13 protein-coding genes are annotated in these 12,627 nt (G+C 62.3%); 10 read left to right on the forward strand and 3 right to left on the reverse strand.

What is annotated here, in order from left to right; genetic code table 11:
• Positions 1–94 precede the first annotated feature (94 nt).
• Positions 95–2,299 carry a transglycosylase domain-containing protein gene (locus BC363_RS08785; RefSeq protein WP_083223445.1) on the reverse strand — a complete coding sequence of 735 codons (2,205 nt, stop codon included), beginning with the start codon at positions 2,297–2,299 and terminating at the stop codon, positions 95–97.
• Positions 2,300–2,564: 265 nt separating this feature from the next.
• On the opposite strand from BC363_RS08785, the gene BC363_RS08790 reads away from it, so the two are divergent.
• Positions 2,565–3,032, forward strand: coding sequence for a YcgN family cysteine cluster protein (locus BC363_RS08790; RefSeq protein ID WP_065782411.1), 468 nt, complete (start codon positions 2,565–2,567; stop codon positions 3,030–3,032).
• 107 nt (positions 3,033–3,139) lie between these two features.
• The gene (locus BC363_RS08795; protein WP_083223444.1) at positions 3,140–3,649 is read left to right on the forward strand and encodes a GNAT family N-acetyltransferase; all 510 of its coding nucleotides are present in this window, start codon (positions 3,140–3,142) and stop codon (positions 3,647–3,649) included.
• Between the two features lie 63 nt (positions 3,650–3,712).
• Here the strand turns inward: BC363_RS08795 and BC363_RS08800 are convergent, their stop codons facing one another.
• A complete protein-coding gene (locus BC363_RS08800) occupies positions 3,713–4,048 on the reverse strand; it encodes an MmcQ/YjbR family DNA-binding protein (RefSeq protein WP_065782187.1) in 336 nt (111 codons plus the stop codon).
• A 331-nt stretch (positions 4,049–4,379) separates the two neighbouring features.
• Positions 4,380–4,520 carry a hypothetical protein gene (locus BC363_RS35365; protein WP_167590826.1) on the reverse strand — a complete coding sequence of 47 codons (141 nt, stop codon included), beginning with the start codon at positions 4,518–4,520 and terminating at the stop codon, positions 4,380–4,382.
• 939 nt (positions 4,521–5,459) lie between these two features.
• Here BC363_RS35365 and BC363_RS08810 point away from each other — a divergent pair.
• The 8 genes from BC363_RS08810 to BC363_RS08845 all read left to right on the forward strand — a co-directional run bounded on the left by BC363_RS08810 (position 5,460) and on the right by BC363_RS08845 (position 12,545).
• On the forward strand, positions 5,460–5,714 hold the full coding sequence (locus tag BC363_RS08810) for a hypothetical protein (RefSeq protein ID WP_065782184.1): 255 nt from the start codon (positions 5,460–5,462) through the stop codon (positions 5,712–5,714).
• A gap of 42 nt (positions 5,715–5,756) precedes the next feature.
• The gene (feuP, locus tag BC363_RS08815) at positions 5,757–6,428 is read left to right on the forward strand and encodes a two-component system response regulator FeuP (protein WP_053246831.1); all 672 of its coding nucleotides are present in this window, start codon (positions 5,757–5,759) and stop codon (positions 6,426–6,428) included.
• Positions 6,418–7,803 carry a HAMP domain-containing sensor histidine kinase gene (locus tag BC363_RS08820; protein ID WP_065782182.1) on the forward strand — a complete coding sequence of 462 codons (1,386 nt, stop codon included), beginning with the start codon at positions 6,418–6,420 and terminating at the stop codon, positions 7,801–7,803. The genes feuP and BC363_RS08820 overlap by 11 nt, the downstream gene beginning before the upstream one ends.
• 172 nt (positions 7,804–7,975) lie before the next feature.
• The gene (locus BC363_RS08825) at positions 7,976–8,419 is read left to right on the forward strand and encodes a hypothetical protein (RefSeq protein ID WP_065782409.1); all 444 of its coding nucleotides are present in this window, start codon (positions 7,976–7,978) and stop codon (positions 8,417–8,419) included.
• A 91-nt stretch (positions 8,420–8,510) separates the two neighbouring features.
• Positions 8,511–9,659, forward strand: coding sequence for a c-type cytochrome biogenesis protein CcmI (gene ccmI / locus BC363_RS08830; RefSeq protein ID WP_065782181.1), 1,149 nt, complete (start codon positions 8,511–8,513; stop codon positions 9,657–9,659).
• Positions 9,656–10,108: a cytochrome c maturation protein CcmE gene (ccmE, locus tag BC363_RS08835; protein WP_065782179.1), complete on the forward strand. Its 453-nt coding sequence runs from the start codon at positions 9,656–9,658 to the stop codon at positions 10,106–10,108. Before ccmI ends, ccmE begins: the two co-directional genes overlap by 4 nt.
• The gene (locus BC363_RS08840) at positions 10,105–12,093 is read left to right on the forward strand and encodes a heme lyase CcmF/NrfE family subunit (protein ID WP_065782175.1); all 1,989 of its coding nucleotides are present in this window, start codon (positions 10,105–10,107) and stop codon (positions 12,091–12,093) included. The genes ccmE and BC363_RS08840 overlap by 4 nt, the downstream gene beginning before the upstream one ends.
• A complete protein-coding gene (locus BC363_RS08845) occupies positions 12,090–12,545 on the forward strand; it encodes a cytochrome c-type biogenesis protein (RefSeq protein WP_065782173.1) in 456 nt (151 codons plus the stop codon). Before BC363_RS08840 ends, BC363_RS08845 begins: the two co-directional genes overlap by 4 nt.
• The last annotated feature ends 82 nt before the right edge of the window (positions 12,546–12,627 follow it).

The following is a 12,627-nucleotide window of genomic DNA, read 5'->3' on the forward strand; positions in this document are numbered from 1 at the left end:
CTCGCCCAAACGGGCGCGCGACGCAACGGCGATCATTGCGCTGGCCCCGCGGCCGGCATCGATCCGGTCCTTCAATTCGCGGTTTCGAGCCTGTTCAATTTCTGGCGGCATTCGGGAGAACCTGTTGGGAGGAGCCGGCGTCGGCAGCGCCGAGAACGGCGACTTTGCCGCCATTCTTGTCCGGCGCCTTCAAAGCGGGTGCCTGTTCGAAAGTTTCGCCCACCGAACGCAGGAGCCGTGTGACGTCTGCCGATAGCGACCGTGGCCGCACCAATGGAGGCAGGGCATTTTCATCCGGCTTGGCATTGGCGACCTGCGGCTGCTTGCTCGGGGCAGGCACGGGGTTGGTTATCCCCGGAATCTGGCGGTGCTCGATCCCCTGTTCGGCATAATCCATCAGCCGCTTGAAGGTCATTGCCGGCAGCGAACCGCCGGTCATATTGTCGGTCGAGGTATAGTCGTCGTTTCCGAACCAGACGGCCGTCGTGTAGTCGCCGGTAAAGCCGACGAACCAGGCATCGCGATAGGCCTGGGTGGTGCCGGTCTTGCCGCCGGTGACGATGCCGTGGTCGAGTGCAGCCTTGCGTGCGGTGCCGATCACGGGGATCTGTGTCAGCATCGAGTTCATCGATGCGTTGGCCTGCTCGGAAAGGATGCGCTTGGCCGGAGGTTCATCGCGGGAAAAGTCGTAGAGGATGTCGCCGTCGTAATTCAGGATCTGGCTGATGCCGTGCCGGCGCGATTGTACGCCGCCGGCCGGGAAAACCGCATAGGCCGTTGCCTGGTCGAGCACGGTCACCTCGGAGGTGCCGAGCGGCATCGTCTTGTCGGTGCGCAGCGGCGTCTCGATGCCCATGTTCTTGGCGGTCTGCGCGATCAGTTCCGTGCCGAGCTTGTCCTTGGCGAGACGCACAGGGATCGTGTTGATCGATTTGGCGATCGCCGTCAGGATGGTGATGCGGCCGGCGTAGCTGCGGCCATAATTCTGCGGCGACCAGCCACGCCAGGTGATCGGCGCATCGACGACGACGGTCTCCGGCGTCATGCCTTTTTCCATGGCCGCCGCATAGGTGTAGACCTTGAAGGAGGACCCCGGCTGGCGCAGCGCCCGCGTGGCGCGGTTGAACTGGCTCTCGCCATAGTCGCGACCACCGACCATCGCTCTGACGGGGCCGCCGTTTTCGACCATGACCAGTGCGCCCTGCTTCACATGGAAGCTCTCGCCATATTGCCGAAGGCTGGACTCGACCGAATCTTCGGCCGCGTTCTGCAGCCCCATGTCGATGGTGGTGCGCACGATCAGCGAATGCTGGGCAAACGGTCGGGCGATGCGCTGCACTTCGTCGAAGGCCCAGTCGAGGAAGAAGTCGGGGGCCTTCACCTGGGCGCGATCGATGACCGTCGCCGGGTTGAGACGCGCGGCGATCACCTGTCCTTCGGTCATCAGCCCGCCCTGGACCAGGTTCGTCAGCACCTCGTTGGCGCGGCCGCGGGCGGCCGGCAGGTTGACGTGCGGGGCGTAGCGCGCCGGCGCCTTGAAGAGGCCGGCGAGCATGGCGGATTCCGCCAGGTTGACGTCGGTGATCGCCTTGCCGAAATAGAACTGTGCGGCGGCCGCTGCGCCAAACGTGCCGCCGCCCATATAGGCGCGGTCGAGGTAGAGCCGCAGGATCTCTTTCTTCGACAGGTTGGATTCGAGCCAGACGGCCAGAAAAGCTTCCTTGATCTTGCGCTCGATGGTGCGCTCGTTCGACAGGAACAGGTTCTTGGCGAGCTGCTGCGTCAGCGTCGAGCCACCCTGGACGACGCCGCCGGCGCGCGCGTTCTCGGTCATCGCGCGGGCAAGCCCGAGAAAATCGATGCCGTAATGGTCGAAGAAGCGCCGGTCTTCCGTCGCAAGCACGGCCTTGATCAGATGATCCGGCAACTCGTCGATCGGCACGGAATCTTCGTGGATGATGCCGCGATGGCCGATTTCATTGCCGTAGCGGTCAAGGAAGGTGACGGCGAAATCGCTCTGCGCCCGCCAGTTGCCCTTGGTTTCCTCGAAGGCCGGAAGAGCGAGAGCCAGCATCAGCACCGCGCCGGCCGTACCCCAGGTCATGCCCTCGCCGAGCACCTCGAAGACCGCCTTCTTCCAGCCGGTGACGCGGAAACGGCGGAAGAAAATCGTGGTGTCTTCCCACCATTGCGAGAGTTTGAACCCGGCATTCCAGACCGTCGAATCGATCCAGGAATCGATTCTCAGAAAGATGTGCCGTTTCTTCGGCCGGTTATCGTCTTTCCTCGGTTCCCGCACGGTCTCAGCGTCCTGAAGGCTTTTGGCATCATGCCGGCGCCGCGCGATATTTGCATGGCGCCAAATTTCACTCTACTTGCATATCGCGCCGGTGGCCTTAAAAAACCGGCAATTTTCTGCGAAATTTCTCTCCTGCGCGTTTCCTTTGATCGGCGACGATCAAAGGACGAAACATGCAGGAACTCAAATCGCTACTGCGACCCTTGCACGTCTGTTAAGACGTGCGGCGCAGTAGCGCGACCGATTTGACGAAAGTGTGATGGCGATGGGCGAAATGCCTTTCTGGAAGGCGAAGAGCCTTGACGACATGAACGATGCGGAGTGGGAAAGCCTCTGCGACGGCTGCGGGCTCTGTTGCCTCAACAAGCTTGAGGATTGGGAGACGGCAGAGATCGCCTGGACCTCGATCCGCTGCACGCTGCTCGACGGCGAGAGCTGTCGGTGCAAGGACTATCCGAACCGCCAGGCAACGGTGCCGGATTGCATTCAGCTGACCCCGGATGCGGTGCGTGAGATTACCTGGCTGCCGCCGACCTGCGGCTACCGGCTGGTGGCGGAAGGCCGAGACCTTTATTGGTGGCATCCGCTGCTGTCGGGCGATTCCGAGACGGTGCACGCCGCCGGCATTTCCGTGCGCGGCCGGACCGTTGCGGAAGACGGCATCGATATCGAGGACTACGAGGATTACCTCGTGACCTGGCCGCTGGAAGTTGGCGAGAAAAGCGTACGTTAACAGGCAGCTAGCCGTTCTGGCGGAATCGGTTTCGCAAGGCGGCGCCATTGCAGGCGTCGCGGAGAGCGGCTAGAGATCGGCGGTATTCCACATTCTCAGGCATTCCGATGATCAGCACCGACCGCCTCATTCTCCGCAGACCGCTGCTTGAGGATTTTGAACCCTATCAGCAGATGTGGTCCGATCCCGACATCCTGCGTCATATCGCACCGGCTCCCTTCTCCGGCGAGCAGATGTGGACGCGGTTCTTGCGCCAGGAGGGCGGCTGGCAGTTCTTCGGTTTCGGCTATTTCGTGATCGAAGAGAGAAGCTCCGGGCGTTTCGTCGGGCAGGTCGGCTTCCAGGAACTGCGCCGCGAGATTTCTCCTGCCTTGACCGGGACGATGGAAACCGGCTGGACGATCGCGCCCGAGGTGCAGGGACGCGGCTATGCCAGCGAGGCGGCGCAAGCGGCATTCGGCTGGGCGCGGGAACATCGCGCCGGACGCCGCGTGACCGCTATCGTCAGCCCGGCCAATTTGGCGTCGATCCGGATCGTCGAGAAGCTCGGAATGCGGCCCTTCGCGCAGACGGAATACCACGACAAGCCCGTCACGCTTTTCGACTATATTCTCTGAGACGATTGCCTGCGGGCAGAAGGTAACCTGCAGTCGGCCCTCGAAACGGCGACGCAGGTCGCGTCAGTGATGGCCGTTCTTCTTCACCAGGCTCTTCGGGGCGACGTTGCGCCAGGCTGTTTCCATCGATTGGCGGATGAGATCTTCGTCGGCTTCGACAAAATAGAGCGAGGTCCAGCCCTTGTCGCCCCAACCGCCGGGCACCGCGGCGCAGACGCCCGGCTCCATCTCGAGCAACATGCGCTGCTGGTCCGGCGTGAACTTGAAGACCGCCCGTCCTGCCTCGGGCAGGGACATGAAGATACGCTTGCCCACGCGGAAATCCCGCGTGCCGAAATGGGCATTTTCTTCCGTTCCCGGCAGGCTCAGCGCCAGTTTTTCAATCTCGTCGGATAGCATGGAAAAAAGAGTAGCACGGTTTCTCCGATTGGCCAAAAGGCAGGAATTCGCCACACGGCTGCGCCGAAGAGGCCGGTTCGACACGGCGTCCCGACGATAAAATCGGCGACTTTCTAATCACTGAGGGCGCTAGCGAAGGCAATGTCTCGCCCGCCAGCAGTATGCGGCCGGATGACACACTGAGAAAGAGAACGCCCCTCGGAAAGTAAGGGCTGGCTGCGCTTCACGGGGCGGAGACAAACGAAAGCCGCTCGCGGCATTGACCGCGGGCGGCTTCAAGGTCGATCGGCATAGTATTTTCGACGAGCTTACGCTTATCGCCAGCGCGGGCCTATTCGGCCGGCTGAACGGGCTTCGGCGTCGTCTGACTGGCAGTGCGCATTTCGCGCCATTCGCTTTCGAAACGGTCCAGCAGCGACTGCGGTACCTTGGACTGCTGAGATGCTGGCTGGTTGTTTACGAGCGTCTGCATCCGATCCTCCCGGGCCTGTTGCAAATTTCTGACAAGTTGATGGGCGGACAATTTCACATCGTAAACGCTTTGTAAATCAGTGACTTAAATCATCTAAACGATTGAAAAATATTTAAATCGATTAATTTTCAGGTGATCCACAGCTGCATTCGAGCGGCTTCGAGCCGCGGGCTAATTTCGACGCCATGTGAGTCGGGAAAGCGCTCTTTTGGCCAAGCGGCGCTGGCGAGTGACCGTTATTGCTGCCGGCAAGGGAGCAAGTTCTCTCGGGCGTGGCGTTCCGATGATCGCGGTAAGGATGTCAGATGAGACAAAGGTGGCCCCTCGAAGCGGCCGGAATTCCTGGAGCGGTCGCGGCAGCACCAAACAATGCAGGTGGTTAGATGGCGGATCGGACTCTTCGTCCGAGCGTGCTCACTCAACCCCGCAAGATCCGGACTCAACTTTGGAAGATGTGCGGCCAAGGGATTCAAGGGACTCGGATATTCGAGCCCACTTCAAGTCCTGCCGCAAGACGGCCGACGGAGCCTGCGCCAATCGGGGCCTCGACCGATTACCGGACGATAGCAAAAAGGGCTTAACAAATGGCTGCTCGTGCGAAAGCAACGCAGCCCAGGTCGATTGCCTTTTGGTGATCGACGTTGAAAACAACCAACAAAACAACCGACATGGATAGCCGCTAACATCGGCGCGCTTTCTTGATGTGCGTTGCTTCCGCTTGCCGCGGTTCAGCGCTCAGCACGGGCGCTTGCCGGGAGATGGTTTTCTGCTGTTGGGTTTCGCCGTCGAGGGAATCGTTGCAATCTGCGGTCGGGTCACAGTGAATGTGCGCCTTCACTGATTGCTGTTCGCAGGGCTGGGCGGCCGACATTCATTTGCCATTCAGCCTCTATCGGTTATTGCTTTTTCCATGATGCTTCCCAAGTTGAAAGTGCGTTCATGTCTTCACCAGTGATCATAGCCGCGCTTGCCGCAGGCCTTGCGGGATTTGCTCCGCCTGAGATCAGCGTACCGTCGGACCCTGTCGTCCGTGTGGCCGGCGATTGCAGCGCCGCTGCCCAGCAAGTCGTTTCGGAAACCGGCGGCGAACTGCTGTCGGCACAACCGACCTCCGATGGCCAGTGCGTGATCACGGTGCTCGTGCCGGGCAACGGCGGGCGACCGAAGAAGGTGACCGTAAGGGTGCCGATGTAATTCGCTCGTGAAGACGCTGCGAAAGAGGGGAAGTGGTTACGAATGCGCATTCTGATAGTCGAGGACGACGTCAACCTGAACCGGCAGCTCGCCGAAGTGCTGAAGGAGGCTGGCTACGTCGTCGATCAGGCCTATGACGGCGAAGAGGGGCACTATCTCGGCGACGCCGAGCCCTATGACGCGGTGATCCTCGACATCGGCCTGCCCGAGATGGACGGCATCACCGTTCTGGAAAAGTGGCGCGGCGGTGGCAAGACCATGCCGGTCCTGATCCTGACGGCGCGCGATCGCTGGAGCGACAAGGTGGCCGGCATCGATGCCGGCGCCGACGATTATGTCGCCAAGCCGTTCCACGTCGAGGAAGTGCTTGCCCGCATCCGCGCGCTGATCCGCCGGGCGGCGGGCCATGCAAGCTCGGAAATCGTCTGCGGCCCGGTGCGGCTCGACACCAAGGGATCGAAGGCAACCGTCGACGGGACGGCGCTGAAGCTGACGTCACACGAGTTCCGCCTGCTCTCCTACCTCATGCACCACATGGGCCAGGTCGTGTCCCGGACGGAACTGGTCGAGCATATGTACGACCAGGACTTCGATCGCGATTCCAACACGATCGAAGTCTTCGTCGGTCGGCTGCGCAAGAAGATCGGCAACGACCTGATCGAGACGGTGCGGGGCCTGGGATACCGCATGCAAGCACCCGGCAATGGCAATTAGATCTCTCACGGCCCGGGTATTGGCGGTTTCGACCATCTGGGCCGTCGTCGCCCTGGTGGTGATCGGGGTGGTCATTTCGGCTCTCTATCGGCAGGGCTCGGAGCGTGGCTTCAAGGACCTCCTGCGCGCCCAGCTTTTCAACGTCGTCAATTCGATTTCGGTCAATGAGAAGACGGTGCTGGCCGGCAGTCCCCAGCTCGGCGACCTGCGCTTTTCCCAGCCGCAGACCGGCTGGTACTGGATCGTCGATCCGATCGGCGAGTTTGACACGCCGCCACTGATCTCGACCTCGCTCGGCAACGCGAAGCTGCCGATCGCGAGCGTTGACGAAGTGCCCTTCGATACCGGCTATGTCCGCTTCTACACCACCAAGGACCCCTTCGGGAACGAGGTCGAAGTGGCCGAGACCGAAGTCGTTCTCGATATTCAGGGCCACACCGCGCGTTTCCGCGTTGCCGGCAATCGTGACGTGCTGGAGGCGGACGTCAACCGTTTCACCCGCAATCTGACGATCGCGCTTTCCATCTTCGGCCTCGGCGGGCTCGGCATGAACGCTCTGACCATTCTCTTCGGCCTGAGGCCCCTCGATCAGGTTCGCCGCTCGCTGGAGAAGATCCGGGCCGGCGAAAGCGAAAGGCTCGACGGTGCCTTTCCACGCGAGATCCAGCCGCTGGCAAACGAAGTGAATGCGCTGATCGACAGCAACCGCCGCATCGTCGAGCGCGCCCGCATGCAGGTCGGCAATCTCGCACACTCGTTGAAAACGCCGATCGCGGTCCTCCTCAACGAGGCCCGCGTGCTTGAGGCGTCACATGGCGAACTCGTAAGAACCCAGGTGGATGCGATGCAGATGCAGGTCCAATCTTATCTCAGCCGCGCGCGGATCGCTGCTCAACGCGAGTCCGTTCTCGCCCGCACGGAAGCGCAGCCGGCGCTGGAGCGGCTGGTGCGCGTGATGCGAAAGCTCAATCCGGAAAAAGAGGTTCATCTGTCGATCAACCCGCCGGGTCTGGTGCTTGCGATGGAACTGCAGGATGTCGAGGAAACCGTCGGCAACCTGCTCGAAAACGCTGCCCGCCATGCCAAGGGCGAGGTCTGGCTGAATGTTCGTCCGGCCACGAACGAAGAGCATGCCAAGGAAACCGGGCGGCAATGGATCGTGCTCGACGTGGACGATGACGGAGCGGGCCTCGACCCCGATCAGATCGCGCTGGCGATGAAGCGCGGCAAGCGATTGGATGAGAGCAAGCCGGGAACGGGCCTCGGTCTTTCGATCGTCAGTGAAATAGTACGGGAATATCAGGGCACTCTGACGCTGTCGCGCCGCGATGAGGGCGGACTGCGCGCCGAGCTCGTGCTGCCGGCTGCGGTTTAGGTGTCACAGTGGCGCGCGAAAGTATCGCGCCGACGGCCCTTCCGGTTGCCTCTGTCAACAGGGAATGCCAAAAGAAAATCAAAGGGAAGTCTCCGCTCGGCCCGGCCAGTCGGCGCAGTCGGAGCCCCGCAGTAGAGAGTACATGTCGCGGATCATGAGGAACCAGGCAGAAATGACACGAACGATTGTCGTCAGCGGCAGGATCGCGGTGATCGCGTCGGCGGTGGCTCTTGCCGGCTGCAGCACCACCTCGGGCGGGCAGACCGCGGCGGCGGGGCTGGGCGCAACCGCGACCCGCGGCGTGTCTTCGACGACTTACATCGCGGCGCTTCAGGGTGGTGTTATCGGTCGGCTCAGCAATCTCGATATCGGAACGTCGGACCGCCAGCGTGCGCTCGAGGCCGAGTACCGTGCGCTGGAGGCCGCTCCGGGCGGTCAGCCGGTCAACTGGCAGGGGCGCAGCGTCACCGGTTCGGTCGTCGCCGCCGCACCCTATCAGGTCGGTTCGCAGAACTGCCGCCAGTACAGCCACACCGTGACCGTCAAGGGACAGCCGACCACGGCGCGCGGTGCTGCCTGCCGGAATTCCGACGGTAGCTGGACACCGCTGAGCTGACCGGATTTCCGGTTGCGGCGAAACGCCTCAAATCTCTGTCATTGCAGGTTTTCGAGTTGGAATGGCATGGGTGCCATAGTATTGAGCATCCATGTTGTTCTGGATCCTCGTCGCGACCCTGACGGCGGCTGTAGCCGCCGTGCTCATCCTCCCGCTGTTGCGGGCGGCAGCGCCCGCATCGTCTCCCCATAGCCATGATATCGAAGTCTATCGCGACCAGCTCGACGAGCTGACGCGCGATCAGGAGAGCGGTCTGATCAGCGGCGACGATGCCGAGCTCGCCCGCGCCGAGGTCGCCCGCCGATTGCTTGCGGCCGGCGAGATCGATCGTACCGCGGAACCGGTCGCAACGACGCGCCGCGGCTTCAACATCCTGGCGCAGGCCTTCGTGCTGCTCTGTCTTCCCGCCATCGGGCTCTGTCTTTACCTGTTCACAGGCAGCCCGGGTGTTCCGGCGCAGCCGCTGGCGGCACGCCTTGCCGATCCCGGCGCCGATATCAACATTCTGATTGCGCGGGCCGAAAACCACCTGGCGCAGAACCCCAACGATGGTGCCGGCTGGGAGGTGCTGGCGCCGATCTACATGCGCAATGGTCGCGTCGAAGAAGCGGTCGCCGCCTATGACAATGCTGTGCGCCTGCTGGGCCCGACGCCGGCACGGCTGGGTGGCTATGCCGAAGCGCTGATTACGCTGTCGGGCGGACTGGTGACCACCGAGGCGCAGTCGGCGCTGCGCCGATCCCTCGCCATCGACCCGAACGATCCGCGTTCCGAATTCTATCTTGCCCTCGGCCTGAAGCAGGAAGGCAAGAAGGACGAGGCGCTGGCAGCCTTCAACCGGCTCATCGCCGGTTCCCCGGCGGATGCGCCGTGGGTGCCGCTGGTCAAACAGCATGTGGCCGAGCTCTCGGGTGGCGCTGCCGGAAATGCTGCGGGTGCTGCACCGGGAAATCCGAGCGCGGACGATATCGCCGCGGCGCAGGACATGAGCGCCGGCGACCGCCAGGAGATGATCCGCGGCATGGTCGAAAGCCTGGCGAGCCGTCTCAAGGAAGATCCTGCCAATGCCGAAGGCTGGGCGCGGTTGATCCGTTCGCATGTTGTGCTTGATCAAAGAGATCAGGCGGCCGCCGCCCTAAAGGAAAGTCAGAAAACCTTCCCGGCGGACGGTGAACAGGGAAAACAGCTGCTTGCGCTCGCCCGTGAACTCGGGATTGAGACCGACGGAGAGACGCAATGACGCGCAAACAGAAGCGACTGGCGATCATCGGCGGGGGCGTCGGCTTTCTGACGCTTGCCGTTCTCCTGGTGATGTTCGCCTTCAGCCAGGCGATCGCCTATTTCTACGTGCCGAGCGACCTCGCCAAGGCCGACGTGCCGCCGGGAACGCGCATCCGTCTTGGCGGCCTGGTCGAGGCCGGCTCGGTCAAGCGCGGCGACGGCAAGACGGTGACCTTCACCGTCACCGATACGCTGGGCCAGGTGCCCGTGACCTATACCGGCATCCTGCCGGACCTGTTCCGCGAGGGGCAGGGCGTTGTCACCGAGGGCACTTTCGTTGCCGGCAGCTCCGTCTTCGTTGCGGATTCCGTTCTTGCCAAGCATGATGAGACCTATATGCCCAAGGATGTCGCCGACCGCTTGAAGGCGCAGGGTGTCGAACTCAGCGGGAAGGAAACCGTTCGATGATCATCGAACTTGGACATTATGCGCTGGTTCTGGCGCTGGCGACTGCCTTCGTGCAGGCCGCCTTGCCGATCCTCGGCGCCAGGCGCAACGATCGCGCCCTGATGGAACTCGCCTCCAGCGCGGCGGTTGCCTGTTTCCTGCTCGTTGCCTTCGCCTTCGCGGTGCTGACCTTCGCTTATGTGACGTCCGATTTCTCGGTGCGCAACGTCTGGGAAAATTCGCATTCGCTGAAGCCGCTGATCTACAAGATCTCCGGCGTCTGGGGGAACCATGAAGGATCGATGCTGCTCTGGCTCTTGATCCTGGTGTTCTTTTCGGCGCTGGTCGCCACCTTCGGCCGCAATCTGCCGGAAACGCTGAAGGCGAACGTGCTCGCCGTCCAGGCCTGGATTGCGTTCGCGTTCACGCTGTTCATCCTCCTGACCTCCAACCCTTTCGCCCGCCTGATCCCGGCGCCGGGCGAGGGCAAAGACTTGAACCCGATCCTGCAGGACGTCGGTCTCGCCATCCATCCGCCCTTGCTTTATCTGGGCTATGTCGGCTTTTCCGTGTGCTTCTCCTTCGCCATCGCTGCCCTGATAGAAGGTCGCATTGACGCGGCCTGGGCGCGCTGGGTGCGCCCCTGGACCCTTGCCGCCTGGACATTCCTCACCGCCGGCATTTCCATGGGCTCCTACTGGGCCTACTACGAGCTTGGCTGGGGTGGCTGGTGGTTCTGGGATCCGGTCGAAAATGCCTCCTTCATGCCTTGGCTTGCCGGCACTGCGCTGCTGCACTCCGCCCTGGTGATGGAGAAGCGCGAGGCGCTGAAGATCTGGACCGTGCTGCTCGCGATCATGACCTTTTCGCTGTCGCTGCTCGGCACCTTCCTCGTCCGCTCCGGCGTGCTGACCTCGGTTCACGCCTTCGCCACCGACCCGACCCGCGGCATCTTCATCCTTGCCATCCTGGTCTTCTTCATCGGCGGCGCCTTTTCGCTGTTTGCCTTCCGCGCGTCGCGGCTAAAGGCCGGCGGCATCTTCGCGCCGATTTCGAGGGAAGGCGCTCTCGTCTTCAACAACCTCATCCTGACGACGGCGACCGCAACCGTGCTGACGGGCACGCTCTATCCGCTGGTGCTCGAAGCGCTGACCGGCGACAAGATTTCGGTCGGGCCGCCCTTCTTCAACATGACCTTCGGGCTGTTGATGCTGCCGCTTCTGTTCGCGGTACCGTTCGGTCCGCTGCTTGCGTGGAAGCGCGGCGATCTCATCGGTGTCGCCCAGCGGCTGTTTGCGGCGGTTGCCGTCGGTCTCGTCGTCGGCTGCATCTATTATTACGCGATGAACGGCGGGCCCATGCTCGCTTTGTTCGGCATTGCGTTGGGCGTCTATCTGATCGGCGGCTCGCTGACGGATCTGGCCCTGCGGTCGGGGCTCGGCAAGGTTGCGGGCAACGTCGCGTGGAGGCGGTTCTCCGGCCTGCCGCGCTCGGCGTTCGGCACTGCCCTTGCGCATATCGGTCTTGGCATCACGCTGATCGGCATCGTTGCGGTCACCGCTTTCGAGACCGAGACAGTCGTCGAGATGAAGCCGGGCATGACGGTGGACGCCGGGGGGTACACCCTGCGCTTCGACGGCATGCGCAATGGCAGCGGTCCGAACTATTCCGAGGAATCCGGGCACTTCACGATCATGAGCGGTGGTGTCGTCGTTACCGACATCTGGTCGTCCAAGCGGCTCTATCAAGCGCGGCGCATGCCGACGACGGAAGCCGGCATCCGGACGTTCGGCCTGAGCCAGCTCTATGTCTCTCTTGGTGACCAGATCAGCGAGGGTGGCATCGTCGTGCGCATCTGGTGGAAACCGATGATCCTGTGCATCTGGGGCGGAACGCTGTTCATGATGGCGGGCGGTTTCGTTTCGCTCAGCGATCGTCGCCTGCGCGTCGGCGCGCCGTCGCGCGCCAAGCGGCCGAAGACGATCGCGGTGGGGGCGGCCGAATGAACCGTTTTCTGCTTGCCTTTTTTCTGTTTCTGGCGTCGCTCGGCCCGAGCTTCGCGGTCAATCCGGATGAGGTCTTGCCCGACCCCGCACTTGAAGCGCGGGCGCGGGCGATCTCGGCCGAGCTGCGCTGCATGGTCTGCCAGAACCAGTCGATCGACGATTCCAACGCCGAGCTTGCCAAGGATCTCAGGGCTATGGTGCGCGAACGGTTGGCAAATGGAGACAGCGACGAAGCGGTGATCGACTATGTTGTCTCCCGCTACGGCGAGTTCGTGCTGCTGAAGCCGCGGTTCGAAACCAAGACCATGATCCTCTGGGGCATGCCGGTCCTGCTTCTGCTCATCGGCGCCGTGACCCTGCTGGTGGCGGCACTCAGACGCGGTCGACAAGCGCGCGGCACGCCGCTTTCCGACGACGAGAAGGAAAAGCTGAAGAAGCTGCTTCAGCCCTAGAATCTACTGCATGTTTCCTTAAATCCTAGCCGATTCAAGGAAAAAAACATGCAGCAATTCAAAGTGCTACAGCGACCTTTAT

The sequence above is a fragment of the Ensifer sp. LC384 genome (genome assembly GCF_001695865.1).
Classification (GTDB): domain Bacteria; phylum Pseudomonadota; class Alphaproteobacteria; order Rhizobiales; family Rhizobiaceae; genus Ensifer.

Excerpts from the sequence above, each read along its gene's own strand:
- BC363_RS08790 (WP_065782411.1), top strand. The coding sequence starts at position 2,565 with ATGGGCGAAATGCCTTTCTGGAAGGCGAAGAGCCTTGACGACATGAAC.
- BC363_RS08795 (WP_083223444.1), top strand. The coding sequence starts at position 3,140 with ATGATCAGCACCGACCGCCTCATTCTCCGCAGACCGCTGCTTGAGGAT.
- BC363_RS08800 (WP_065782187.1), bottom strand. The coding sequence starts at position 4,048 with ATGCTATCCGACGAGATTGAAAAACTGGCGCTGAGCCTGCCGGGAACG.
- BC363_RS35365 (WP_167590826.1), bottom strand. The coding sequence starts at position 4,520 with ATGCAGACGCTCGTAAACAACCAGCCAGCATCTCAGCAGTCCAAGGTA.
- BC363_RS08810 (WP_065782184.1), top strand. The coding sequence starts at position 5,460 with ATGTCTTCACCAGTGATCATAGCCGCGCTTGCCGCAGGCCTTGCGGGA.
- feuP (WP_053246831.1), top strand. The coding sequence starts at position 5,757 with ATGCGCATTCTGATAGTCGAGGACGACGTCAACCTGAACCGGCAGCTC.
- BC363_RS08820 (WP_065782182.1), top strand. The coding sequence starts at position 6,418 with ATGGCAATTAGATCTCTCACGGCCCGGGTATTGGCGGTTTCGACCATC.
- BC363_RS08825 (WP_065782409.1), top strand. The coding sequence starts at position 7,976 with ATGACACGAACGATTGTCGTCAGCGGCAGGATCGCGGTGATCGCGTCG.
- ccmI (WP_065782181.1), top strand. The coding sequence starts at position 8,511 with ATGTTGTTCTGGATCCTCGTCGCGACCCTGACGGCGGCTGTAGCCGCC.
- ccmE (WP_065782179.1), top strand. The coding sequence starts at position 9,656 with ATGACGCGCAAACAGAAGCGACTGGCGATCATCGGCGGGGGCGTCGGC.
- BC363_RS08840 (WP_065782175.1), top strand. The coding sequence starts at position 10,105 with ATGATCATCGAACTTGGACATTATGCGCTGGTTCTGGCGCTGGCGACT.
- BC363_RS08845 (WP_065782173.1), top strand. The coding sequence starts at position 12,090 with ATGAACCGTTTTCTGCTTGCCTTTTTTCTGTTTCTGGCGTCGCTCGGC.